This is a genomic window from Amycolatopsis sp. NPDC001319, from assembly GCF_042896185.1.
GTDB lineage: Bacteria > Actinomycetota > Actinomycetes > Mycobacteriales > Pseudonocardiaceae > Amycolatopsis.
In genome coordinates this window covers 207270-231733 of record NZ_JBIAWY010000008.1, presented here as the reverse complement: position 1 = coordinate 231733, position 24464 = coordinate 207270, and the positions used below count along the sequence as shown (strand labels likewise).

Annotated in this window: 19 protein-coding genes; 9 read left to right on the top strand and 10 right to left on the bottom strand. The window is 71.0% G+C overall.

Features of this window, described 5'->3' with window-relative positions; genetic code table 11:
• Positions 1-142 precede the first annotated feature (142 nt).
• On the top strand, positions 143-739 hold the full coding sequence (locus ACFY1H_RS29870) for a helix-turn-helix domain-containing protein (protein ID WP_386951737.1): 597 nt from the start codon (positions 143-145) through the stop codon (positions 737-739).
• On the opposite strand, the gene ACFY1H_RS29865 is transcribed toward ACFY1H_RS29870, so the two are convergent.
• A complete protein-coding gene (locus ACFY1H_RS29865) occupies positions 723-1769 on the bottom strand; it encodes an alcohol dehydrogenase catalytic domain-containing protein (RefSeq protein ID WP_386951734.1) in 1047 nt (348 codons plus the stop codon). The two genes, ACFY1H_RS29870 and ACFY1H_RS29865, sit on opposite strands and share 17 nt — an antisense overlap.
• Positions 1770-1879: 110 nt before the next feature.
• On the opposite strand from ACFY1H_RS29865, the gene ACFY1H_RS29860 reads away from it, so the two are divergent.
• The gene (locus tag ACFY1H_RS29860) at positions 1880-2509 is read left to right on the top strand and encodes an alpha-ketoglutarate-dependent dioxygenase AlkB (protein ID WP_386951732.1); all 630 of its coding nucleotides are present in this window, start codon (positions 1880-1882) and stop codon (positions 2507-2509) included.
• Between the two features lie 354 nt (positions 2510-2863).
• On the opposite strand, the gene ACFY1H_RS29855 is transcribed toward ACFY1H_RS29860, so the two are convergent.
• Positions 2864-4138 (bottom strand): cytochrome P450, encoded by a 1275-nt coding sequence (locus ACFY1H_RS29855; RefSeq protein ID WP_386951729.1) that lies wholly within the window; start codon positions 4136-4138, stop codon positions 2864-2866.
• Between the two features lie 158 nt (positions 4139-4296).
• On the opposite strand from ACFY1H_RS29855, the gene ACFY1H_RS29850 reads away from it, so the two are divergent.
• A complete protein-coding gene (locus ACFY1H_RS29850; protein ID WP_386951726.1) occupies positions 4297-7359 on the top strand; it encodes an ATP-binding protein in 3063 nt (1020 codons plus the stop codon).
• A gap of 283 nt (positions 7360-7642) precedes the next feature.
• On the opposite strand, the gene ACFY1H_RS29845 is transcribed toward ACFY1H_RS29850, so the two are convergent.
• Genes ACFY1H_RS29845 through ACFY1H_RS29835 form a run of 3 tightly spaced genes read right to left on the bottom strand, consistent with a single transcriptional unit; the run spans position 7643 to position 10065 of the window.
• Positions 7643-8488, bottom strand: a complete 846-nt coding sequence (locus tag ACFY1H_RS29845; RefSeq protein WP_366586146.1) for an ABC transporter permease — start codon at positions 8486-8488, stop codon at positions 7643-7645.
• On the bottom strand, positions 8485-9468 hold the full coding sequence (locus ACFY1H_RS29840; RefSeq protein ID WP_366586148.1) for an ATP-binding cassette domain-containing protein: 984 nt from the start codon (positions 9466-9468) through the stop codon (positions 8485-8487). The genes ACFY1H_RS29845 and ACFY1H_RS29840 overlap by 4 nt, the downstream gene beginning before the upstream one ends.
• Positions 9469-9495: 27 nt before the next feature.
• A complete protein-coding gene (locus tag ACFY1H_RS29835; protein ID WP_366586150.1) occupies positions 9496-10065 on the bottom strand; it encodes an NAD(P)H-dependent oxidoreductase in 570 nt (189 codons plus the stop codon).
• Between the two features lie 181 nt (positions 10066-10246).
• On the opposite strand from ACFY1H_RS29835, the gene ACFY1H_RS29830 reads away from it, so the two are divergent.
• Genes ACFY1H_RS29830 through ACFY1H_RS29820 form a run of 3 tightly spaced genes read left to right on the top strand, consistent with a single transcriptional unit; the run spans position 10247 to position 12451 of the window.
• On the top strand, positions 10247-11242 hold the full coding sequence (locus tag ACFY1H_RS29830) for a LacI family DNA-binding transcriptional regulator (protein WP_386951721.1): 996 nt from the start codon (positions 10247-10249) through the stop codon (positions 11240-11242).
• Positions 11243-11282: 40 nt separating this feature from the next.
• A complete protein-coding gene (locus ACFY1H_RS29825) occupies positions 11283-11843 on the top strand; it encodes a TetR/AcrR family transcriptional regulator (protein ID WP_386951718.1) in 561 nt (186 codons plus the stop codon).
• Positions 11840-12451, top strand: coding sequence for a class I SAM-dependent methyltransferase (locus tag ACFY1H_RS29820; RefSeq protein ID WP_386951715.1), 612 nt, complete (start codon positions 11840-11842; stop codon positions 12449-12451). The genes ACFY1H_RS29825 and ACFY1H_RS29820 overlap by 4 nt, the downstream gene beginning before the upstream one ends.
• An 84-nt stretch (positions 12452-12535) precedes the next feature.
• Here ACFY1H_RS29820 and ACFY1H_RS29815 read toward each other — a convergent pair whose 3' ends face one another.
• From ACFY1H_RS29815 to ACFY1H_RS29805, 3 genes are read right to left on the bottom strand one after another with little or no spacing between them, the layout of a single operon-like run.
• Positions 12536-13426, bottom strand: coding sequence for an ROK family protein (locus tag ACFY1H_RS29815; protein ID WP_386951712.1), 891 nt, complete (start codon positions 13424-13426; stop codon positions 12536-12538).
• Positions 13423-16332, bottom strand: coding sequence for a glycoside hydrolase family 2 TIM barrel-domain containing protein (locus ACFY1H_RS29810; protein ID WP_386951709.1), 2910 nt, complete (start codon positions 16330-16332; stop codon positions 13423-13425). The genes ACFY1H_RS29815 and ACFY1H_RS29810 overlap by 4 nt, the downstream gene beginning before the upstream one ends.
• Positions 16329-17783, bottom strand: coding sequence for an APC family permease (locus ACFY1H_RS29805; protein WP_386951706.1), 1455 nt, complete (start codon positions 17781-17783; stop codon positions 16329-16331). The genes ACFY1H_RS29810 and ACFY1H_RS29805 overlap by 4 nt, the downstream gene beginning before the upstream one ends.
• Positions 17784-17883: 100 nt before the next feature.
• Here ACFY1H_RS29805 and ACFY1H_RS29800 point away from each other — a divergent pair, with 100 nt between their 5' ends.
• Positions 17884-19086, top strand: a complete 1203-nt coding sequence (locus ACFY1H_RS29800) for an ROK family protein (protein WP_366586164.1) — start codon at positions 17884-17886, stop codon at positions 19084-19086.
• Positions 19087-19089: 3 nt separating this feature from the next.
• Here ACFY1H_RS29800 and ACFY1H_RS29795 read toward each other — a convergent pair whose 3' ends face one another.
• Positions 19090-19716, bottom strand: a complete 627-nt coding sequence (locus ACFY1H_RS29795) for a TetR/AcrR family transcriptional regulator (RefSeq protein ID WP_366586166.1) — start codon at positions 19714-19716, stop codon at positions 19090-19092.
• Positions 19717-19941: 225 nt separating this feature from the next.
• Here ACFY1H_RS29795 and ACFY1H_RS29790 point away from each other — a divergent pair, with 225 nt between their 5' ends.
• Both ACFY1H_RS29790 and ACFY1H_RS29785 read left to right on the top strand, forming a co-directional pair.
• Positions 19942-21039: a DnaJ domain-containing protein gene (locus tag ACFY1H_RS29790; protein ID WP_366586168.1), complete on the top strand. Its 1098-nt coding sequence runs from the start codon at positions 19942-19944 to the stop codon at positions 21037-21039.
• A gap of 261 nt (positions 21040-21300) precedes the next feature.
• Entirely contained in the window at positions 21301-21906 is a 606-nt protein-coding gene (locus ACFY1H_RS29785; protein ID WP_366586170.1) for a LysE family transporter, read from the top strand.
• Between the two features lie 49 nt (positions 21907-21955).
• Here ACFY1H_RS29785 and ACFY1H_RS29780 read toward each other — a convergent pair whose 3' ends face one another.
• On the bottom strand, positions 21956-24412 hold the full coding sequence (locus tag ACFY1H_RS29780; protein WP_386952180.1) for a M14 family zinc carboxypeptidase: 2457 nt from the start codon (positions 24410-24412) through the stop codon (positions 21956-21958).
• Positions 24413-24464: the final 52 nt, after the last annotated feature.

Below are 24464 nucleotides of genomic sequence, written 5' to 3'. Positions count from 1 at the left end.
TACAACTCAGGGCGGCGGTAGTGGGACAGGTTCAGACCACTGCGTCGAACCTGGGTGATCACTGTACGAGCACGGGCGAAAACAGACAAGAGCCGGATTCACGACTCTTGACAGCTTTGTTTGTCAATGCTTGACTCGGCGAATGCAGGCCGTCGAGGTGATCGAGGACCCGGCCGCGGCGGCGGCCGCGCTGGACCCGGTCCGAGCACGCCTGCTGGCGGCACTGGCCGAACCCGCGTCGGCGGCCTCGCTCGCCACGCGCGTCGGGCTCACACGCCAGAAGGTGAACTACCACCTGCGCGCACTGGAGTCCCACGGCCTCATCGAGCCCGCGGGCGAGCGGCAGTGGGGCGGGCTGACCGAACGCCTCTTCGCCGCCACGGCCGCGTCGTACCAGGTCTCCCCCGCCGCGCTCGGCGACGCCGGCACGTCGGCGATGGAACCCGACCGGCTCTCCTCGGCCTACCTGCTGGCCGTCGCGGGCCGGACCGTGCGCGAGGTCGCGGGGCTCGTGCGCCGCGCCGCGCGCGCCGGCAAACCGCTGCCGACTTTGGCGCTGGACACGGAAATCGCGTTCCGCTCGGCGCGCGAGCGGGCGGCGTTCACCGACGAGCTGACCACGCTCGTGGCGGGGCTCGTCTCGCGTTATCACGACGAATCAGCTCCGGGTGCGCGGACGCACCGCCTGGTGGTCACCGCGCACCCGAAGCCGGCCGATCCGCCTACGCCGGCTGGATGATCACCTTCAGCGCCTGGTGGTCGGCGGCGTTGCCGAACACGTCGTAGGCCTGGTCGAGCTGGTCGAAGGTGAACGTGTGCGTGCCCATCTTCTCCGCGGGGATGCGGCCGCTCGCGACCATCTTCAGCAGCGTCGGGATGGACACGGTGTCGACGAGCCCCATGGTGAGCGTGATGTTGCGGATCCACAGGTCCTGCATGGGAAGTTCGACGCCCACGCCGTGCACGCCGATGTTCGCGACGTGCCCGCCGGGCCGCACGAGCGCGGCCGCGGTCTGCAGGGTCTCGGGGTAGCCGACGGCTTCGATGGCGACGTCGACTCCGAGCCCGTCGGTGTGCGCGAGGACCTCCGCGACGGTGTCGGGTCCGACGGCGACGGTGTCCGTCGCGCCGAACTCGAGGGCCTTCTCGAGACGGAACTTGTTGGCGTCGATGGCGATCACCTTCGACGCGCCCCACAGGCCCGTGGTCAGGATCGCCGCGAGCCCGACCGCGCCGGAACCGACGACGGCCACCGTGTCACCCGGGCGCACCTCGCCCGCGAGCACGCCGACCTCGTAACCGGTGGGCAGGGAGTCGGCGAGGAAGATGGCCTGCTCGTCCGTGACCTCGGCGGGCACGTGGTAGAGCGAGGTGTCCGCGAAGGGCACGCGGACGTACTCGGCCTGGGTGCCGTCGATGAGGTGCCCGAAGATCCAGCCGACGCCGCCGACCGTGCGGCAGTGCGAGGGCATGCCCCGCTGGCAGTAGTCGCAGCGGCCGCAGCGCGTGACGGCCGGCACGAGCACCCGGTCGCCGACTTTGAAGCTGCCCACCGCGTCGCCGACGGCCGTGACCGTGCCGACGGCTTCGTGGCCGAGGATGCGGCCGTCGGTGACCGCGGCGACGTCGCCGTGGAGGATGTGGAGGTCGGTGCCGCAGATCGTGGTGGTGTCCACCTTCACCACTACGTCGGTCACCTCTTGGATCGTCGCGTCGGGAACGTCTTCCCACGCCTCGTTTCCGGGTCCGTGGTACACCAGTGCCTTCATCGCCACCTCCGGGTCGGGACCGACCTTCGACGCTACGACGGGTCGGCGGCGCCGCCGGTCTCAAATTCAGACACCCGAACAGGTGTTCGATCGTCGTGTACGGTGGGGGCATGAGTCACGCACTTCAGGGATCGCTCTTCGGGTCCGGCTTCGAAGGCGCTACTTTGGGCCCCCTCACCGGAATCCGGCGCACCGACCTCGGCCGCGGCGCGTGGGTGGACGTGCTGCCGGGCTGGCTGTCGGGGTCCGACGAGATTTTCACGCACCTGGCCGAGGACGTCCCGTGGCACGCGGAACAGCGGCAGATGTACGACCGCGTCGTCGCCGTGCCGCGCCTGCTCTGCTTCTACCGCGAAGGCGAAACACTGCCGCACCCCCTGCTCAGCGCTGCCCGCGACGCGCTCTCCGCGCACTACGCCGCCGAACTCGGCGAACCCTTCCGCACCGCCGGTCTGTGTTATTACCGCGACGGCCGCGACAGCGTCGCCTGGCACGGCGACACCATCGGCCGCGGCAGCTCCGAAGACACCATGGTCGCGATCCTCTCGGTGGGCACCGCCCGCCACCTGGCCCTCCGCCCCCGCGGCGGCGGCGAATCCCACCGCTACCCCCTGGGCCACGGCGACCTCATCGTCATGGGCGGCTCCTGCCAGCGCACCTGGGAACACGCGATCCCGAAGACCGGCAAGGGCGTGGGGCCGCGGATCAGCATCCAGTTCAGGCCGAAGGGGGTGCGTTAGTCGGTTGGCCGGCCGGGTGGGAAAAGTCCCGTGCGCCACGGGGTTCCCGGCGAGAGCGAGGGCCGCGAACGGTCGGCCGACGGCACCGCCCCTGCCCTACGTGAACGGTCCGCCTACGAGACCGGCCGTCGGCGAACGGACGACCGCGCCACCCGACCTCCCATAGGCTCGGCGAAGCCGGCCGCGAGAAGCACCGGAGACATCAGTTCTCGCAGGTGTCCCCGTAGCGCTGCTGTAGTCCGACAACCGCGCGCGTGAACCGTTCGCCGGTCAGCCGAAGCGGCGGAAAAGCGCCGCCTGAAGCCGTTCTTCGTCGAAGCACACCGAGAGACCGCCCCTCGGCGCGGCCTGGCGTCAGCGGACCAGAACCGGCAGTGAGTCGAGGCCGTAGACGATCGAGACCTTGCGGAAGGCCAGTTCGTCCGGGGAGACGGCGAGGCGCAGGTCCGGGAATCGCTTCACCAGGGCCGGGTAGGCCGTGCGCAGTTCCATGCGGGCGAGTTCCGCGCCGATGCAGCGGTGGATGCCGTAGCCGAAGGCCAGGTGGGAGGACGGGTCGCGTTTGGGGTCGAAGCGTTCCATGTCGGTGCCGAGGGTGGCGTCGCGGTTGGCGACGGAGAGGGAGACGAGCACGATGTCGCCCTTGCCGATGTGGACGCCCGCGACGTCCATGTCTTCCTTGGCGAAGCGCGGGAAGGCCATCTGCACCACGGTGAGGTAGCGCAGCAGCTCCTCCACGAACCGGTGCACGGAGTCGTCGTCGCCGCGGACGGCGTCGAACGCGGCGGGGTCGCGCAGCAGCACCAGGGCGCCGAGGGCGAGCATGCTGGCGGTGGTTTCGAGGCCGCCCGTCAGCACGCCGTCGGCGAGGCCCGCGAGCTCGAGGTCGTCGATCTCGTCGCCGTGTTCCTTGATGAGCATGCCGAGCAGGCCGTCGCCCGGTTGTTCGCGCTGCTTCTTGACGATGTCGAGCAGGTATGTCAGCGACTCCGAGATCGCGCCGAGCGACGCGCCCGCGCCGCCGAAGAGGTCGAAGCGCGCCGTGCTCAGGCGCTGGAAGTCGGCGCGGTCCTCATAGGACACCCCGAGCAGCTCGCAGATCGTGAGCGAAGGGATCGGGAGAGCGAACGCCTCCCACAGGTCCACGGGCCCCTCGGCGGCGGCCATTGCGTCGAGCTGTTCGTTCACGATCTCGTCGATGCGCGGCGTGAGGCGGTTGAGCCGGCGCATGGTGAACTCCGGCGTCAGCAGCTTGCGCAGCCGCGAGTGCACCGGCGGGTCGGCGAAGCCCAGCCCGCCCGGGTTCTGGTCCTCGGTCACGCCCGCGTTGCCGACGAGGTTCGTGAAGTCGTTGCTGAACTCCGAGACCTTGCCGAGGACGGCCTTCGACTCCTCGTAGCCGGTCACGAGCCAAGCGTTCATGCCGAACGGCAGGTCGAGCTTGCTGATGGGCGCCTCTTCCCGGCGCTGTCCCAGCGACGGCACGGGGTCGAGCCCGACGCGCCGCAGCGGTTCCAGCGCGGAGTCGGGCAGAAATGCCATCTTCTCGAGGTCGAAACCCTTTTTCTGCTGCCGGGCGATGTACCGGCGACCGGCCCAGGCGAGGACACGCGAGCGGAGACTCCCCATGGCGGCGACACTACCCCACCCGCCGTTCGGGTGATCCGGGCGGAGACAGCTGTCACCTGCGGTTCACCCGGAGATTGTCGGTGCCGCCGTCCAGAATGGGCGCGACGAACGACGCCGGGCCGTGAGAAGCTCGGCTCAAGAACCCGGAGGAAACGGACATGACTGCGGCGCTCATCGGACGGGAGCACCCCGCCTCGGTGTTGCGCGCGGAGCTGGCGCGTGCGACCGCGAGCCACGGCGGCCTGGTGCTGGTCACGGGCGAGGCCGGCATCGGCAAGACCACGCTCGTCACCGGCTTGGCCGACGAGGCCCGCGAACGCGGCGCGCTCGTGCTCGCCGGCACGTGCTGGGAGTCGGGCAGCGCGCCCGGTTACTGGCCGTGGGTGCAGGTCGTGCGCGCGCTGCGCCGGGCCGCGGAGCCGCACGAGTGGGCCGCCGCCGATTCCGCGACGCTCTCGGCGCTGCTCGGCGAATCCCCTGAACCCGGCGACGCGTTCCGGCTGCACGACGCCGTCACGAGCGCGCTCATCACGCTCTCGCACGACCGGCCCGTGGTCGTGGTCCTCGACGACCTGCACTGGGCCGACCCCGCTTCGCTGCGCCTGCTCGACTTCGCCGCGCGCCACACGTGGTTCGAGCGGCTGCTGCTGATCGGCACTTACCGGGACGTCGAGGTCGAGGCGCCCGGCCACCCGTTGCACCAGCTCGTGCTGCCGCTCGTCGCGAAGGCCACCACGGTCACGCTCACCGGCCTCGACCCCGCGCAGGTCGCCGAGCTGATGGGCCGCACCGCGGGCACGGACCCGGGCGCCGAGCTGGCCGCCGACGTGCACCGCCGCACCGGCGGCAACCCGTTTTTCGTCGAGCAGACCGCCCGCCTTTGGCGCAGCGGCAGCCCGGTCTCGGCCGTCGCGCCGGGCGTGGCCGACGCGTTGCAGCGGCGGCTGTCGCTGCTGCCGGCCCAGGTGGCGGACCTGCTGAGCGACGCCGCCGTGCTCGGCCGGGAGTTCTCGCTGCACTTGCTGGCCGCGGTCGCCGGCGCGCCCGTGCCGCAGGTCGACCACCTGCTCGGCCAGGCCGTCGCGGCGCGGCTCGTGGTCGCGCTCGGCGAAGGCCGCTTCGCGTTCGCCCACGACCTCGTCCGCGAATCGCGCTACGCCGGCCTCGGTGCCGAGGGCGCGGCCCGCCGCCACGCGGCCGTCGCCGGCTCCGACCTGGTCGGCCCCGCCGAACGCGCCCGGCACGCCTACCTGGCGGGCGCCCTCGTCGAGCCGGCCCGCACCGTCGAGCTGCTGCTGGCGGCGGCCCGGGACGCGAGCGCGCGCCTCGCCATCGAGGAGTCGATCGGTCACCTGCGGCGCGCGCTGGACCGCGCGCCGACCGTGCGGACGCGCGCGGTCGTGGAGCTGGAACTGGGCACGCTGCTGTGGCGCGTCGACGACAAGGACGAGGCTTGGGAGCACTTCGAAGGCGCCGTCGCGGCCGTCCGCGAACTCGACGACGCCGAGCTGCTCGCGCGCGCCGGCCTCACCCTCGCCCGCGTCGACCCGGGCGGCGCCCGCCACGAGCTCGTGTCGGGTCTGCTGCTGGAAGCCCACCGCCGTCTCTGTGCGGGAACGCCGACCGAACAGCTGTCCCTCGACCGCGTCACACTCGAGCTGACGGCCCGCGCCGCCATGCTCGCCCGCGACGACGAAGACGACCACGCACTCGCGTTCTCCCTGTGGGCCCGCCACGACGCCATCTGGGGCCCCGGCAGCGGCGCCGAACGCGAACGCTTGACCGACGAGCTCGCGGCCGTCGCCCGCCGCACCGGTGACCGCGAAAACGAATACTTCGCGTCGTCGCTGAAATGGGTCGCCCTGCTCGAACAGGGCGACCCGCGTTACCTGGAGCAGTTCCGCTCCTTCCAGGCCCTGACGGAAAACAGCGGCCTGCGCGGCGCCGAACTCGCCGCGAAAATCGACCGCAGCATCATCTGCGCCCTGCACGGCCGCTTCGCCGAGTCGGACGCCGCGCTGCAGCAAGCGCTCGACGCCCACCTCGGCCTGAGCGAACGCGAGTTCGGCTTCATGGGCGACCAGCTGCGCTGGAGCACCTTGCTGCTGCAAGGCCGTTTCGCCGAGCTGGCCGACCTGCCCGCCCGCATGAGCGACGCCGGCCACTCCCACCCCGGCCTCCTGCGCGCCCTCGCCGCCGCCCACGCCGGCGACGAGGCCGCCACGCGCGCGCTACTCGTCGAGGCCACCGCGGAAGCCCCGTACTCCCGCGAGTTCACCCCGCTCTGGCTGCGCTGCCAGGCCCAGGCCGCCGCCGTCCTGGGCGACCGCCCCGCCGCCGAACGCCTCCTGGCCGAGCTCGCCCCGTACTCCGGCGAATGGCTGGTTTCCTTGTACGGCTGCGATCTGAGCGGTCCCGTCGACCTCTGGACCGGCCTCCTCGCCGCCACCCTGGGCGACCACGACCTCGCCGTCGACCTGTTCACGGCCGCCGCCCGCTCCGCCGACCGCCTTCGCGCCCGCCCGTGGTCGATCGAAGCCCGCAGCCACCTCGCCACCGCCTACCAGAACCTCGGCGACCCGACTCGTGCGGCGGAACTCTTCGACACCGTCACCGCCGAGGCGACGTCACTCGGCCTGCACCACATCCCCGCCCGCGTGCGCTCAGCGCGAACGGAACCGTTACCCCTCAACGAGTTCCGCCGCACCGACTCCGTCTGGTGCCTCCGCTACGCCGGCCACGAAACCCGCGTCCCCGACTCCAAAGGCCTGCGCGACCTCCACTTCCTCCTCGGCCGCCCCGGCACCGACGTCCCCGCCGTCCGCCTCCTCTCCCCCGAGGCTCCGGTCGTTCCCTCCTACACCGGCGACCCCCTCCTCGACGACACCGCCAAAGCCGCCTACCGCCACCGCCTCACCGAACTCGACGCCGCCATCGACCACGCCACCACCCTCGGCGACGACACCCGCGCCGCCACCCTCGACACCGAACGCGCCGCCCTCCTCACGGAACTCCGCACCTCCTCCGGCCTCGCCGGCCGCACCCGCCGCCTGGGCGACGAATCCGAACGCGCGCGCAAAGCCGTCACCGCCCGCATCCGCGACGCCATCCGCAAACTGGCCGACCTCCACCCCACCCTCGCCGACCACCTCCACACCACCATCACCACCGGCTCGAGCTGCTCCTACCACCCGCCGGCCCCGACCCCCTGGCGCCTGTAACCCGCACAGCGCACCCACACCGCCGGCCGTCCACACAACCCACCCCGACGTTCTCTTGCCCCTCACCAACCCCCACCCGGCAACGCGGGTGAAACTCCCCCAACCCCTCCCCGCACCCTTCCCCCGGCCGGCCCCCGATTCGTTTGCCCCACACGGTCTGGACCGGTTGTCAAGGTACGCTTTCCCGCCTTGACAACCGGCCCAGACCGTAGTGACACTCGAAAATCGGGGTGCCCCACCACACTTCCTCGAATGCAATGGTGCGCTCCGCGCGCCGAGCACTTCACTTCCGGTTGTACAACCGCATAGTCCACGTCCCGAACACCACCGTCAGGGCCCCGGCCGCGATCAACGTCCACATGATCGCCCCGAAGTCCCACGCCCCGGCCATCATCGACCGGACCCCGCTCACCAGCTGGGTGATGGGATTCAGCTCCACAAAAACCTGCAACCACCCCGGCATGGTCGACGGATCCACATACACATTGGACAGAAAAGTCAGCGGCATGATCACCATCATGCTCACCCCCATCACCGACTTCTCCGACCTCAGCAACAACCCGAACATCGTCCACACCCACGACAGCCCGAAAGAAAACACCAGCAGCAGCACAACCCCGGCCACCACGCCCCCGAACCCGCCAGGCGGCCGGAACCCCAGAATCAACCCCACCACCATGATCACCACGGACGCGATCACATACCGCAACGCGTCCCCCAGCAAATACCCCACCATCGCCGACGGCCGCCAAATCGGCAACGTCCGAAACCGGTCGAACACCCCCTTCTCGATATCCGTGTTGACCGCCAACCCGGTATACATCGTGATCATCACAACACTCGACGCCAAAATCCCCGGCAGGAAAAACTGCAGATACTGCGAAGGCGAGCCCGCCAACGCCCCACCGAACAAATACGTGAACATCAACGTCATCATGATCGGAAACGCCGTCACGTCGAACAGCTGCTCCGGCACGTGCTTGATCTTCAGCACCGCCCGCCGCCCGAACGTGATGGACGTGGACAACGCACTGGGCCGCGGCGGCCGCTCCACCGCCACCAGCAACGCCGCCAAATCCTCGACCTTCGGCGCCGCCAACTCGACATCAGCCTCACGTACAGTCGTCACACCGCCACCTCCTCAGCCGGACGATCGGTCAAAGCCAGGAACACCTCGTCGAGACTCGGCTGCCCCAGGGAAAACGTGTCCACCGTGATCCCCGCCCGAGCCAGCTCCGCCAACGCCCGCGACGCCCGGTCCGCCGCACCGAGATGCGCATCGGCCGACAGCCGCGCCGTCAACGCCACTGGATCAGGCTCCAGTTGCACAGCCGCGTCGAGCGTGCGCCCGAGCACTTCAGCCGCAGCCGCGCGCTGGTCGGAATCCCGCAGCCGAAGGTGCACTGCCCCCACCCCCACGGAAGCCTTCAGCTCCCCCTTGGTCCCCTCCGCGATCACCTTCCCGTGATCGATCACCGCGATCCGCGACGCCAGCTGATCGGCCTCGTCGAGGTACTGCGTGGTCAGCAGCACCGTCGTCCCCTGCGCGACGATCGCCCGCACGATGTCCCACACCTGGTTGCGGCTACGGGGATCCAGCCCGGTCGTCGGCTCGTCGAGGAACAACAGATCGGGCGTGTTGAGAATGCTCGCCGCGATGTCCAGCCGCCGCCGCATCCCACCCGAGTAGTTCTTCACCTGACGCGCCGCCGCGTCGGTCAACCCGAACGCCTCCAGCAGCTGCGCCGCCCGAGACCGCGCCGCGGGTTTGCGATGCCCCAGCAACCGAGCCAGCATCACGAGGTTCTCGGTCCCGGTGAGATCCTCGTCGACCGACGCGTACTGCCCCGTGAGGCTCACCCGGCTGCGCACGGCATCGGCGTCCCGCACGACGTCCTTGCCGAACACCCGTGCCTCGCCCCCGTCGGGTCTGGTCAGCGTCGCCAGCATCCGCACGGCCGTCGTCTTGCCCGCGCCGTTGGGGCCGAGGACGCCGTAGACGGTGCCGGCGGGCACCACGAGGTCGATGCCGTCGACTGCCCGGGTCTCCCCGAACACCTTCACGAGCCCGGCGGTCTCGATCGCCGGCTCGGCGGTGGCACTGCTCATGTCTGTCCTTTCCCCGTCACAGTCGGTTCACGCGCAATACGGCCGCGCCCGCCGCCCGTCGCGCAGGGCGAGCCCCCACCAGACGAGCTCGTCGAGCAACGTCGTCACGGCGTGCGCGTAGCGCTCCGGATCGGGCCGGAACCCGCCGTCGGCGACGCGACCTTCGAGCAGGTCGAGGCACACCGCGTCGCGCAATGTCGCCGTGTGCAGCTCGGTGAACACCCCGCGAAGCTGCTCCACCGCGTACCGGCCGGCGGCGCGGTAGCCGTAGGAGACGAACCCGACCGGCTTCGCCCGCCACTCGTCGTACGCGCAGTCGATGGCCTGCTTCAGCGACGCCGGGAAGCTGCGGTTGTACTCCGGCGTGACGACCACGTACGCCTCCGCCGCCGCGATCCGCCGCGCGAACCCGGCCATCGCCGGCGTCGGCCGCGCGGGGTAGCACGCCGGGATCGCGAAGTCGGCGAGGTCGACCACGTCGAGGTCCAGCCCGGTGCGCGCACCGGCCCGCTCGACGAACCACCGGCCGACGCCGCCGCCCACCCGGCCCTCCCGGGTGCTGGCGACGACCACGGCCACCCGCAGCTTCTCCTGCACACAGTGAAGGCGCCAGATCCGCGCGAGCCGCCGCCAGATCGAATCTGGCAGACGTCAGGCGAGGAACGGGTGCAGCCCGTAGATCGGGATCACCGACCCTACGAGCCACGCGGCACCCGCGCACCGTTGAAACGTTTCATCATCGTGTTAGGCTGGCCGTCCCAAGGGGCGAGGGAGGGCCGTGGTCGGCATCAAGGACGTCGCGAAGCGCGCGGGCGTTTCGATCGGCACAGTGTCCAATGTGGTCAATCGGCCGCACGTCGTCGCGACGGCCACGCGCAACCGGGTGCTGTCGGTCATCCAGGAGCTGGGGTACGTGCGCGACGAGTCCGCGCGGCAGCTGCGGGCGGGGCGTTCGCGGATCATGGCGCTGCTCGTGCTCGACCTCGGGAACCCGTTTTTCGTCGACGTCGCGCGCGGCGCCGAGGAAGCCGCCCACGCGCAGGGGATCAACATCATCACGTGCAACAGCGGGCAGCGGGTGGAGACCGAGGCGTCGTACCTCGCCATGCTCGCCGAGCAGCGGGTGCGCGGCGTGCTGCTGAGCCCGGTCGACACCGCGGGCGACGCGATGAAGGCGTTCCGGCGCAGCGGGATCCCGTACGTGTTCGTGGACCGCAAAGTGCCCGCGGACGAGGCCAGCTCCGTGTCCGTCGACGACGTCGCGGGTGGCGCGCTGGCCGCGCGGCACCTGCTGGAGACCGGGCACCGGCACATCGGGTTCGTGAACGGTCCCACCATCCTCACGCAGTGCCGTGACCGCGACGCCGGCGTGCGTTCCGTGCTCACCGGCTCGGGCGCGCAGTTGTCGGTGGTCGAAGCGATCGGCCTCGACGTCGCGTCGGGCCGCGACGCGGGCGCGCGCCTGCTCGGCATGAGCCCCCGGCCGACGGCCGTGTTCTGCGCCAACGACCTGCTCGCCCTCGGCGTGCTGCAGGCGATGGTCGGCGCCGGCGTGCGCGTGCCCGACGAGATGGCCATCGTCGGCTACGACGACATCGAGTTCGCGGGCGCGGCGGCCGTCCCGCTCACGTCCGTGCGCCAGCCCGCGTTCCGGCTCGGGCGCACGGCCGCCGAGCAGCTGCTCGCGGAGACGGACGAGAACCCGCCGCCACACCGCGAAGAGGTCTTCACGCCGGAGCTGGTGGTGCGGGAGTCGACGCGCGTTCGGCGATAACTGTTTACACCGGAGTGTACAGAGAGCTATAAACACTCTCGTGGACACCGGCCGCAAGCTCCTGCCCCGCGCCGAACGCCGCGCGCAGATCCTCGCCGCGGCGCGCACGGCCTTCGCTCGCGACGGATACGCGGCCACCACCATCGAGCTGGTCGCCCGCGAGTCCGGCGTGACGGCAACGATCATCTACCGCCACTTCGCCGGCAAGCCCGACCTGTACCGCGCCGTCCTCGACCACGTCCGCGACCGCCTGCGCGCGGCCACGTCGGACCGTCCCGACCCGGTGCGCGCGGCGGTCTCCGCGGCGGCCGCCGACCCGGACGGCTTCCGCCTGCTGTTCCGCCACGTCGCACGCGAGCCGGAGTTCAGCGAATGGGCGGCCGACTTCCGCTCGCGCAGCTCCCTGGTCGCGGAATCGGCGCTGCCGGCGGAAATCCCCGACCCGGCACGCCGGGCCTGGGCCGCGACCTTGCTGACCACCCTCTCGGTGGAAACGATCCTCACCTGGCTCGACGCCGGCCGCCCCGCTTCCGGGGAGACGGTCGCCGCCGCCATCGACGCCGCCTCCGCCGCCTTGATCACCACGATCGGAGCACCATGACCTACCACGACGTCGGCCGCTTCGACGCCCGTGCCGACACCTACGACAAGCCGGCCCTGCAGGGCTTCTTCGGCGCCGTCCACCGCGCGACGCTTTCCTTCGCCACCCCTGACGCACCGGGTTCGGTCCTGGACGTGGGCGCCGGCACCGGCGAACTGCTCGCGCTGGTCCACGCCCGTTTCCCGGACGCCGCTTTGTCCGGTGTGGACCCCGCGGCCCGGATGCTCGCACGGGCACGGGAAAAGCCTTTCCCGGCCGAACTTTCCGTCAGCACCGCGGAGGCTCTCCCCTTCCCGGCCGAGCACTTCGACCTGGTGCTGTCGACGATGTCGTTCCACCACTGGGCCGACCCCGCCCGGGGCCTCGCGGAAATCCACCGCGTCCTCACTCCCGGCGGCACGGCGGTCGTGGCGGAACACTTCACGCGAGGCTGGCTACGCGTTGCCGCCCGCCTCCTGCCGCGCCGCAACCGCACGGAAAGTGTCGAGGACGTCGTCTCACTGGCCCACAACGCCGGCCTCGACTTCGCCGGTCAGGCCACCGTCTTCCGCTTGGCGGGACTGCCTTTCGTCACCGCTCTCCGGTTGCGCAAGCCCGGAAACGCCTGAGGGCGGAACCGAAATGGCACCGCCCCTCCGGACGTGGGTACCCGAAGCTGTGCCGGGTCGGGGCACCGGCACACCTTCGGGCAGCTATCCCCCGGTACTCAGCCGCATGGCCAGAGCCACCGCGCCGAGCAGCGACGCGTCCTGGTCGAACCGCGCCGCCACCAGTTCCGGCGGGAACGGCACCGCCCCGGCCAAGCGGTCACGCAAAGCCGGCAGCAGCACGTCGGCCGAGCGGACCAGCCCGCCGCCCACGGCGATCCGCGAAGGATCGAACGCGATGGCCAGATTGGCGACGTGCATGGACAACTCGTCCAACGCCGAGGTGACCAGTTCCTTCGCCTGCGTGTTCTCCCGAGCCAGCTCGAACAACGAAGCCGCCGTCACCGGACGGCCCAGCAGCTCCGCGGCCCGGCGGCCCAGCCCGCGCCCGCCGACGGCCTCCTCCAGCGGCGCCGAGCCGCTGGCAAAGCCGTCGGTGTCCTGGGGCGCGAGCAGGTTGTAGCCGATCTCGCCCGCGGCCCCGTTGGCGCCGGTCAGCACGACACCGCCGACCAGGACCGCGGCGGCGATGCCGGTGCCCAGCGAGAGGAACACCGCCGGATCGGCGCCCGCGAGGGTGCCGAACTCCCATTCCGCCAGGGCGGCCGCCTTGGCGTCCGTGCCGGTGGCGATGGGGACGCCGCCGAACTCGGCCGCGACCAGCGAATGCAGGTGCAGCTGTTCCCACCCGGGCACGTTGGGCGCGAGCAGGATCCGGTCCTCCAGGACGATCCCGGGGCTGACGACACCGACCGAGTCGACGCACGCGCCCTCGTCGGCCACCAGAGCCCTGGCCCCGGCGAGCGCGCGCGTCACCACCTGCTCGGCCCCCGCCTCGGCGTCGGTGTCCAGCCGGCGCGTCGCCAGCAGGGTTCCGGCGTCGTCAGCAAGCCCCAGCGCCACTTTCGTGCCGCCGAAGTCGATACCCAGGATCACTCGCGAGTCCCCTCGATCGCCGGCGGGCGGACGGCGTAGCCGCCGTGGTGACCGCGCGAAGCGGGCACCACCACGTTGCCGGTGTTGAAGCCGTCGACCGTGATCACGGCGGGTGCGCCGTGCAGGTCCGCGGCCTTGTAGGTCACCGTCAGCGTCTGCGACTCGCCGGGCCACAGCGTGATGTCGTTGTCGTCCCACGTCGCCGCGGCAAGCTGGCTGTCGCCGGACGCGACACCACCGGAAGCGGTGCCCCGGCGGACGTCGGCGCGGAGGAAGAACCCGACGGCCGGCGTCTTCGACGTGTTGGTCACCGTCACCGTGGTCGCCGTGTCGGCCCCGTCCGGACCCGCCACGCGCTTGGTCGAGCTCTCGACACCGATCTGCGCCTTCGGCAGGTCACGCAGCGCGGACATGTCGCTGTACTGGCTGAGCGTGGCCTGCGGCTCGCCCAGGGTCTTGTTCCAGTCGACGACGTCCTTCTGCGTGGAGAGCCAGTAGACGTTGCGGTCCACGACCTTCGCGCCCTGCTTCACCTGCAGCTCCACGAAGTACACCTGCGCCTTGGCCGGCGGCTTCGTCTCGGCCGGCACCTTCGGCTTGAGCAGCCCGGTGACGACACCCTGCGAGTTCAGCGACACGTTCTTCGCCGTCTGGTCGTCGAGCACCTTGCCCGCGGTGTCGTACACCCTGGCCTGCACCGAAACACCGGACTGCGTACCGCCGCCGAGGTTGGCCAGGGTCACGGAACCGTTGTCATAGCCGTAGATCGCGTGCAGCGGCTCGTTGGCCTTCTTCGCGCCGAAGAACGCGCCCGGCTGGTCACCGTCGTCGTTGTAGAGCGACCACAGCAGCGTCGGCCAGCCCTTGTTCAGCTGCCAGTACACGACCCCGGTCGACGGGTTGTCCTTGTCCGTCGAGTGCGCGATGAACGACTCGAACTGCGACCGGGTGTTCTCGTAGTTCGCGACCTGCGCGGACTCCACATAGGACTCCAGCGAGTTCCACTTGCCGTAGCGCTGGGTGATGGAGTTGTCCAACGTGTACAGCGTGCCGAACGCGTAACCGCCGTGATCGGGCTCGAAGTTGGCGTGGTACTGGTTGTACGCCGGGTCCTGCCACAGTTTCGCCTGCTCCCCGGGCGAAAGGAACCGCTTGATGGAGTCCAAAGTGGGCACGGTGTGCCCGGCGCTCTGCTCGCTCGCGAAGCCCCACGAACCACCGGCGTTGGTGCGGCTGGAGTCACCGGAGTCGAAGTGCGACGTGTCATACCAGTAGGCCGGCGGGACCCAGTCGTACGGGCCCTCCTTCTCACCGGAGACACCGAGCGTCGGGGTGCTCTTGTACTCCGCCGAAGCGATCACCGGCACCTGGAAATCGGCTTCGGAGAACGCGGCGAGCGTCTCGGACTCCTGCCGAGCGACGGGTTCGTTGTCGCTCCAGCCGTAGTTGAAGACGCTCGGGTGGTTGCGCTCGCGCTGCGCGATCGAGTACGCGGAGTCGTGCATGATCCGGTAGTCGCGATCGGTGAGCTTCGAGGCGTCCTCGGGCTGCCAGGCGTCGCAGCACAGGAAGCCGCCGATCACCAGCAGGCCCGCGCGGTCGGCCTGGTCGTAGAAGTCCTGCGGCATGTCGTGGCCCTCGAGCCGCACGCCGGACAGGCCCATGTTCTTGATCAGCGCGATCTGGTGCGCGGTGTCGGCCTTGTCGTAGCGCAGGAACAGGTCCGGCGCGAAACCGCCGCCGCGGAACACGAAGTCCTTGCCGTTCACGGCGAACAGCCGCGAGCCCTGCGGCAGCGGCGCCGACTTGCCGACGAGCTTCGAGGTCACCGTGCGGATGCCGAAGGTGTCCGAAGAGGACGTGGACACGACGCCGCCCTGGCTCACCGAGGTGTCCAAAGTGTACAGCGGCTGCGCGCCCATCGAGTACGGCCACCACACCTGCGGCTTGCGGATCTTCAGCGCGGCGAACTTCGCCGGCGTGAACGTCACCGTCTGCTTGGCGTGCGCCGCCACCTTCACGCTCTGCTTCACCACGATGGGCGCGCCCGACGGCGGGTTCACCGTGGCCGTGACGTCACCGGTCTGCGCCGAGCCGGCGTTGTTGGTGACGTCGACCTTCACCGTCAGCGAGGAGGTGGACAGGTCGGGGGCGTTGTCCTGCACCACGTGGGCGTTGTCGCCGGTGAGCGCGTCCGACAGCTGCAGGGTCGGCGGGTACTGGATGCCGGTGTTGTTGTCCGGCGGGATCTGGCCCCAGTCGACCTGGTCGAGCGTGTACATCGTGAGCGGGTTGTTCGGGTAGACCTTGATCGCCAGCGTGTTCTTGCCCGGCTTCAGCAGCTTGGTCACGTCGAAGGTGTGGCCGGCGAACGCGCCGCTCACCACGTCCTTGCCCGCCACCAGCGTGCCGTTGACCCACACGTCGCCCTCGCCGACGATGCCCGGGATCGTGAGCTTGCCGTTCTTGCCCTTGGCGAAACCGGGGTCGAAGTCCGTGCGGTACCACCACGGGTCGGAGAACGGCTTCGTGGTCACGGGGCCGAGCTTGTCGACGTACCCGAAGCACTTGCGCATGTTGTCGGAGTAGAAGACGTCCGGGCACTTGCCGTTCTGCACCAGCGCGTTGATCTCGGTGCCCGGCGCGCCCGCGTCGTCGGCCTTGACCGGCAGCCAGCCCTTCGTCGAGTACCCGGGCTGCGAGACGCGGTCACCGCCGTCCTTCACGCTCGCGGTGGTGAGCACCTGCCAGCCCGACGTGCCGATCGTGGACAGCCCCTGCTCACGCGGAGCGTGGTGCTGGGGCGACGCGGCGGGCGCCTGGGCCGACGCCGTCGCGCTCACCACCCCCGGGACCAGGATCAGCGCGGCGGCCGCCGCGATCCCGGCGACGAGCGGTTTCCTCATGCCTCAAGCCCCTCTTCGGTCGGCTGCTGCTGCGCGAGGACGAACTCCTCGCGGATCTCCTTCGGCCCGAACGGCCACGTCTTCTCCGCCGCTGCGTAAATTCCGAACGCGACGACGCCGAGCACGATCCACGCCACGGAAAGGACGATCGAGAGCAACGTGGCGGAGATGTAGATGTACACCCAGCCGGCGAGCGCGATGATCGTCGGGATCGGGTAGAGGAACTGGCGGTACGGCCGCTTCAACGTCGGCTGGCGGCGGCGCAGCACCCAGATCGCGGCGACCTGCGCCAGCGACTGGATGATCACGAGCACGGTCACGGCCGCGTTGATCACGTCGGTCAGGGTGAACAGCGAGCCGATCGCGGTGATCACGCCCATCGTCAGCACGCCGGCGGTGGGCAGGTTCAGTTTCGGGTGCAGCTTGGCGAACACCGGCAGGAACACCTTGTCGCGCGCGGCTTCGAACGGCACGCGCGAGCCGCCGAGCAGGCCGGCGAAGACGGAGCCGATGGCGGCGATGCCGATGAAGACGGTGATCACCTTCGCGGTGACCGTGCCCCACGCCTGCTCCAGCACGGTGGAGGCGACCGACGTCGCGTTCTTCAGCTCGTCGAGCGGGATCGAGCCGAGCACGCCGACCTGCAGCAGGAAGTAGAGCGCCATGATGCCGAGGATCGAGAAGATGATCGACCGCGGGATCGTGCGGCCCGGGTTGCGGACCTCACCGCCGAGGTAGGCGCTGGTGTTGTAGCCGAGGTAGTCGTAGATGGCGATGACGAGGCCGGCGCCGAGGCCGCCCCAGAAGGCGCCGCCCGAGCCGAACGCGCCGGGGGTGAAGGCGAACGCCTGGCCGCCGCTGAAGTGCGAGAAGGCCGCGACGATCACGGTCAGCACAGCGAACAGCATGATCACGAACAGGACGGTGGTGAGCTTGCTGATCTGGCCGATGCGCCGGAACAGCGCCAGCACGATCACCACGACGATCGCGATGCCGATGATCTTGCCCAGCGGCGTCACGCCGCCGTCGTCGACCACGCCCGGGATGAGGTAGCCGAGGTACTGGACGAGGCCGATGATGCCCGTGGACATGATCAGCGGGATGAACAGCACGGCGCTCCAGGCGAACAGGAACGGCATCAGCCGCCCGGTGCGGTACTGGAAGGCTTCGCGGAGGTAGATGTAGGTGCCGCCGGCGCCGGGCAGCGCGGCGCCGAGCTCGGCCCAGACCAGGCCGTCGGCCAGGGCGATGATCGCGCCGATGATCCAGCCGAACATCGCCTGCGGGCCGCCCATCGTGGCGACCATCGCCGGGATGGTCACGAACGGGCCGATCCCGCACATCTGCGTCATGTTGATCGCGGTCGCCTGCAGCGGCCCGATCTTGCGTTCGAGACCGGTCCGTGGAAGATCCGCCGTTCCGGAAGCCCCCGAACGGGTGGGTGAGCTCACGTCGCGCCTCCGTCCAATAGTTAGTAAAGCTTCTTAACATAAGATTTGCGGGGTCGGAAGGGCCGCGTTCGTAAAGTTGTGGAAACGGCGAGGGGTGAGCATGGCGGGACCGCGGGTGGGCACACCGGCGAACATGCGCGAGCTGAACCAGCGGCTGGTGCTGGACCGGTTGCGCGCCGGCGGTGCGGCCACGCGGCCCGGGATCGCCGCCGACACCGGGCTTTCGAAGCCGACGGTGGGCCAGGCGCTGCTCGATCTGGAGCAGTGCGGATTGGTCCGGGCCACCGGCCACAGCCCGTCGGGGCCGGGGCGCGCCGCCGTCGTGTACCGGGTGGCGCCCGAGGCCGGGCACGTCGTGGGCGTGGACATCGGCCGGCGTTCGATCCGCGTGGCCGTGGCCGATCTGGACGGGAGCATCGTCGCGCGACTCGACGAGCCGAACCGGTGCCGGTCGGGCAGCGCGCTGGTCCGGACGGTCGGCGACGCCGTGGGCCGCGCGGTCGCGTCGGCCGGGCTGGCACCGGCCGACGTTGTGGCCACCGTGGTCGGCACGCCGGGCATTCCGGACGCGCGCACCGGAACCGTGCACCGGGCGCCGAACCTGCCGGGGTGGGAGCGCAAGGGGCTGCTGCACTCGCTGGCCGAACGGCTGTGCGCGCACGGTTCGGACCTCGTCGTGGAGAACGACGCGAACTTGTGCGCGGTCGGCGAGCACGCGCTGGGCGCGGCACTGGGGGTGGACGTGCTGGTGTGCCTCACGGTGGGCACCGGCATCGGGATGGGCGTGCTGGTCGGCGGGAAGCTGTTCCGGGGCGCGCACGGCGCGGCGGGCGAGATCGCGGACCTGCCGGCGGGCGCCCGTGCCTCCGGGGCGCGCGCTCACCGGCCCGGGCCGATGGAGGACGTCGCTTCGGCGCACGCGATCGTCGCGCGGGCCCGCGCGCTGGGGTCGACCGCGCGGAGTGCTCGGGAGGTATTCCGGTCTGCCGCGGACGGGGATCCGGTGACGCTGCGAGTGGTCGAGGAGGAGGCCGAGCACCTGGCGCACGTGGTGGCCGCGGTGACGGCGGTGCTCGACCCCGGGCTCATCGTGCTGGGCGGTGGCATCGGGAGCAACGCGGCGCTGCTCGCCGGGCCGATGCGGCGTGCCTTGGCCGCGACGACGCCGTTCGCGCCGGAGATCGTCGCCGGGCAGCTGGGGCCGGAGGCTGTGCTGGCGGGCGCGGTGACGACGGCGCTCGGCACGGCGCGGGAGCTGGTCTTCGAACGGCGCGAGCCGCGGCGGACGGCCGCGCAAGCCTGAGCGTCACCGCGCGGCGGCTTCGACGATCGTCAGCAGGTCTTCGAGGTCCTTCACGAACTCGGCGTCGCAGTCGACGCGGTGCGGCAGCGAGCCGAGCCGGTGGTGGGCGGGCAGGTCCGCGGGGCCGAGCTCGACGCGGCGCGAGCGGGCGAGGCGGGTGCTCGCGGCGAAGCGGCCTTCGACCTCCGAGAGGACGTGGCCGAAGACGAACGTGGACAGCAGGCGTTCCAGGCGTGGGACTTCGTTTTCGGGCACGCCCGCATCCAGCAGCGCCTGGTACACGCGTTCGGCCGGGAGCAGCGACTGCTCGCTCGCCGCCGGACGGGTGAACAGAAGGCCGGCCACGGCGGGGTGCTCGCGCGCGACCGCCCGCGCGCCCGTGGCCAGTTCACGCAGCCGGGTGAAGGGGGCGAGGTCCGCGGCGGGGGTGGGCAGCAGGGTGAGCAGGTGGGCGGCGATGCCGTCGAGGAGGTCGTCCTTGCTGCGGAAGTAGCCGTACAGCGCCATGGGCGTTAGGCCGAGCCGGGCGGCGACGCCGCGCATCGACAGGGCGGGCAGGCCGCGTTCGGCCGCCAGCTCCAGTGCCGCGCCCACGATCTCGGACCGCCGGGCGGTCTTGAGTCTGCGCACCCCGCGCAGTCTGCACCGTGAACCCGCGAGTCTACGGCGTAGATCACGCACCGGAACCCGATCGAGCGACAGTACGCAGCCAGCACGGGGTCCGCACTGTCCACTGTGGTCACCGGCGCCGGACGATGAACGGGGTTCACCCCGGCGCGCCGCGGAGGCGGTTGCCGATCGCGATCACCGACCCCATATCGTTGCGCGGCAGCCATTCGGAGGTGGAACGCGAACGTGCCCGAAGTCGACTACTACGCGGTGCTCGGCGTGGGGAAGACGGCGTCGCCCACGGAGGTCAAGGCTGCCTACCGCAGGCTGGCGAAGACGCTGCACCCCGACGCGGGCGGCACCGTCGGCACGTTCCAGCTGCTGCGCGAGGCCTACGACACGCTGAGTGATCCCCGCGCTCGCGCTGCGTACGACGCCGGCATCCCGACCGTGCACGCGCGCCCGCCCGCGAAGCCGAAGCGCCGCCGATTCAGCGAAGAGCCCGGGTTCGTGCCCGAGCCGCTGGACCTGGAGCCGGACGAGCTCGAGTGGTGGGAGTTCGCGGCGCAGGACCCGCGCGTGCGCCACGGGCGGCGACGCGGACCCGGGCACACGCCGGTGGTCGCGGCCGTCACCGGAATGGTGCTGGTGCTGGCGCCACTGGTGCTGGGCGTGGACTTCACGCCGCCGGTGCTCATCGTGTGGCTCGCGCTCACGGCCGCCACGGCGCTGCTGGTGCAGCGCCTGGCCCGCGGCTACCTCGCCGCGCGGCGCGCCCGCAGCGAGTTCGCCGCGGAGTTCGGCGGCGGCTCGGTGTTCGGCAGCCCCGGCGTGGAAGCCGACGAGCTCGCCGAACGCCTCACCGCCGACCTCCTCGAGCGCTACCTGACGCGGCTGCCCGCCGCCCGCATCTTCCACGGTCTCGCCTGGCCGGGCTCCGTCTTCGCCGACGTCGACCACGCCGTGCTGTGCGGCAAACGCCTCGTGCTCATCGAGTCGAAACAGTGGCTCCCCGGCCACTACGAAACCGCCGACGACGGCCGCCTCCTGCGCAACGGCCGCCCCTTCCGCGGCGGCGGCTCCCGCCTGGCCGAAAGTCTCGACTCCTACCGCGACCTCCTCCCCGGCATCGCCCTGCGCGGCGCCATGATCGTCTACCCCAGCCGCGCCGGCGCCATCACCACGGCCGACTCCGACCCCGCCCTGGACCCTGCCGCGCCCATGACGCCGGAACAGTTCCTGCACGAAATCGGCGGCTGGCTCTCGGCGGAACCGTCTACTGTGGACCACAACGCACTGCGAACGGTGCGGGGCCAGGTCGTGGGGAGCGGGCGGGCCGCGTAGGCGAGCGAGGACGCCGAGAGATCCTGCCTACGCCTCGCGCCGGCGCGGTGGTTGCACCGCTGCGGCCTCGCCACTCGGCTCGCACGGGCGAAGCGGCAAAGCTCGACCTGACTCCGAGCCGACCGCGGGAGTGAAACCGCGCGGCACCGCCGCTCCTCGCCGGTGCCGGAAGGCACGAGCCGAGCAGCCCACGCGGCACCGTGTTCCCGGCCGTCCCCGCCCGTCGTCCGGCGGCCCGCGCCCACGCGGGAGGATGACCACGTGAACACCGCGGCCACCCTGGGCACCGTCCTGCTCGTCTACGCGCCCGCGGCGGTGACGCCGGGGCCGAACTTCGTGCTCATCGCGCACACCGCCGCGGCCGGGTCGCGCCGGGCGGCGGTGGCCGTGGCGGCCGGGGTCGTGGTGGCGGGTGGGCTGTTGGCGACGGTGGCCGTGTTCGGGTTGGGCGCGCTGCTCGCCGCGACGCCGTGGCTGGCGACCGCGTTGCGGATCGTGTGCGGGCTTTACCTGGCGTGGCTGGGGATCAGGCTGTGGTGGAAAGCGCGGGCACCCGACCAGGAGCCGCTGCCGGAGCGCAAGAACGCGTTCGGGCAGGGGATGCTGAGCAACGTCACCAACCCCAAGGCCGCGGTGTTCTTCGGGAGCGTGCTGACGGCCACGCTGCCGCCGACCGAGCCCACGGCGACGAAGGCGGCGGCGATCGGGCTCATCGTCCTGGCGTCGGCGACGTGGCACCTGTCGGTGGCGCTGCTGTTCTCCTCCCCCGTCACGCAACGCTGGTACGACCGGGCGCGGCCGGTGCTCAACCGGGTCGTCGGGGTGGTGCTCGTGGTGCTCGGGGTCGCGTTGGCCGTCACCGGCTGAGAAAGCCCGTGAAGGGCCCCGAGACGGAGCCCTCCACGGACCGGAAAACTCAGCCGTGCGAGCGGTTCTTCGCCGCGCGCGCCGAGTTGGTGCAGATCTCGCCGACGTCGATGGTCTGGCCGCGGTCGAGGTACACGTCCGCGATGCCCGCCAGCTTGCCCTTCGCATTGGCACAGGTCAGCTGGTAGGCCTCCTTCGGCCCGTACGTCGGCGGCACCGGCGACGCGAACGACACGCCACCGGTCCAGTCGTCCACCTGGGCCGGGTCGGCCTGGGCGTAGTTCACCAGCACCGCGCGGTAGTCACCGGCGGGCGGGTCGAACAGCACGGCGTGCTCCGAGGTGGTGCCGCCGTTGGCCGACGACGTCACGGCGTTGCCGGCGGCGTCGTACACGTACAGGTCCCAGTCGGTGTCCGGGTTCGCCCAGTTCACGTCCACGCTGAACTTCCCGTTGTCCACCTTGGGCAACCCGTCGACGTGGAACGTGAAGCTCTCCGACGCCGGGTTGTCCGGGTACGACTCGTTGATCGGCGGCACGCCCGCCGGGTTCGCCACGGCGTACCCGGCCTGCGCCGGGCCCTGCGGGTCACGCCCGTAGCGGCCCGCGACGTACGGCCGCGTCGACGGGTTCACCGACCACGCGAAGCGGCCGCCGGTCGAGGTGTAGGTGGAGTTGAGGTCGTCGGTCACGTACACGGGCGGCTTGGTGGAGCCGTCCGGCTGCAGCACGGGGGACGTCGGGGTCTGGAACGTCTTGTGCAGCTTGAGCTGGTAGCCCTTCGGCGCCGTGCCGATGAGCGTCGAGTGCGCGGCCGGGTCGGCGGTGTTGCGCAGCATTTCCAGCAGCGCACCGCTGTTGCCACCCTTGCCGGCACCGGTCGACGGGGCCAGGCCCGCGTACTCGGCGACGACCCCGACCTCGTACGGCGTGTGGAACCCGGCGCCGCCGATCTCGATCGTGAAGCCCCAGCCGCCGGTGGCCCAGTACGACCAGTCCTCCGTGGTGCCGGTGGTGTCGTACAGCGCCCAGCTCGGTTCGCTCGTGTAACCGTTGTGGGAGGCCAGCTTGTCGCCCAGCGCCTTGTACACCGGGTCCTCGAGCGGCGGCCGCACGTCGGCGACGCCCGGCGGGCGCAGCACGAGCGCCGCGTTGGTGTGGAACGTGATCAGGTTCGTCACCTGCCGCGACGACACGACCGAACGGATGTTGCGCGACTCCGGCTCGCTGAACGGCGCCGAACCGCGGAACGTCTCACTGCTCCACGACAGGCCCGCTCCCCCGCCGCCCCAGAAGCCGGCGTAGTTGCGGTTCGGGTCGGTGCCGCGCTGCGCGCCGCCCGGGTTCGCCTTGCAGACGCCGGTGGCGAACTGCGGCGGGGAGTCGGCGGCGTTGCAGTTCTTTCGCTTCATCTCGTAGTCGAATCGCGAGAAATCACCACGGGGTTCGGCCTCGCGGGAGATCGAGAAGCCGTCCGGGTTCACGATCGGCACGACGATGTTGCGCGTCTTGCCGACCAGCCCGCGGATCGTGGTGTCGTGGGCGTAGCCGTTGATCAGCTGGTACGCCCACTCCATCGTGGTCTCACCGGCCGGCCATTCGCGCGCGTGGTGGACGCCCATGGTGAAGTCGACGGGCTTGCCGTCGGCGGTGTTCGCGACGTCCGTGGCGATCTCGAGCCCGACGACGTCACGGCCCTCCCACGTCGGCTCCGGCAGCGTGAACGCCGTGACCAGCTTGGGGTTCTTGCGCGCGAGCTCCTTCATCTCGTACTCGTAGTCGTACAGGTGGCGGTAGCTCGTGCGGCCGGACGGCAGCACCGAGGACGCCGTCTTCGCGGCGTACTCGCGGTCGGTTTTCGCGTCGCGGATCGACTTCGCCGACAGGTCCGGCTCGACGACGGTGGACTTCAGCCCGCTCGCGGCGAGCGTGCGGCGGTCGGCGTCGCCGGCGAGCACGACCTCGACGCCCGTGGCGTCACCCTTTTCGGTGACGTCGAGGCCGAGTCCGAGGAGCTTGTTCTTGTCCGCGCGCGAAGGCGTGTGCACGCGGACGAGCTCGGCGCGCTGGGCCGGCGCGGCGGATCCGGTCGGGGTGCCCTGCGGGGTCAGCGCGAGGAAGTCGACGCCGAGTTTCGCCTCCTTGGCGTTGCCCGCGTACCGGCAGCTCTGGATCACGAGCTGCTGGCCCTTCTTCACGAAGCTCTCGGCGAGCTCGTGGCTGCGCAAGGCCGCCGAGGCCGCGACGAGCGCCCCGGTGGCCTTGTCGAACACGGCGAGGTCCCAGTCGCCCTCGGCGCCGGCACCCGGCGCCAGACGGGCCTGGACCAGGCCGTCGACCGTCGAGACGACCTCGCGGCGGTCGGTGCCGGCCGCGCCGGGCGGCTGGAGCGCGGCGAAACACGACCGCACGACCGAGCGGTCGGCGTGCACCACGTTCTGCGCGGCCGTGGCCGACGTCGGCAGGGCGACGAACGTCCCCGCCAGGACGCCGGCCGTGGCCAGCAGAACCCACGGTCTGGATCTTCTGAGTGAGAGTCTGGATGAAAGCGGTGAATTC

Excerpts from the sequence above, each read along its gene's own strand:
- ACFY1H_RS29850 (WP_386951726.1), top strand. The coding sequence starts at position 4,297 with ATGACTGCGGCGCTCATCGGACGGGAGCACCCCGCCTCGGTGTTGCGC.
- ACFY1H_RS29865 (WP_386951734.1), bottom strand. The coding sequence starts at position 1,769 with ATGAAGGCACTGGTGTACCACGGACCCGGAAACGAGGCGTGGGAAGAC.
- ACFY1H_RS29810 (WP_386951709.1), bottom strand. The coding sequence starts at position 16,332 with ATGAGGAAACCGCTCGTCGCCGGGATCGCGGCGGCCGCCGCGCTGATC.
- ACFY1H_RS29860 (WP_386951732.1), top strand. The coding sequence starts at position 1,880 with ATGAGTCACGCACTTCAGGGATCGCTCTTCGGGTCCGGCTTCGAAGGC.
- ACFY1H_RS29840 (WP_366586148.1), bottom strand. The coding sequence starts at position 9,468 with ATGAGCAGTGCCACCGCCGAGCCGGCGATCGAGACCGCCGGGCTCGTG.
- ACFY1H_RS29855 (WP_386951729.1), bottom strand. The coding sequence starts at position 4,138 with ATGGGGAGTCTCCGCTCGCGTGTCCTCGCCTGGGCCGGTCGCCGGTAC.
- ACFY1H_RS29870 (WP_386951737.1), top strand. The coding sequence starts at position 143 with ATGCAGGCCGTCGAGGTGATCGAGGACCCGGCCGCGGCGGCGGCCGCG.
- ACFY1H_RS29820 (WP_386951715.1), top strand. The coding sequence starts at position 11,840 with ATGACCTACCACGACGTCGGCCGCTTCGACGCCCGTGCCGACACCTAC.
- ACFY1H_RS29800 (WP_366586164.1), top strand. The coding sequence starts at position 17,884 with ATGGCGGGACCGCGGGTGGGCACACCGGCGAACATGCGCGAGCTGAAC.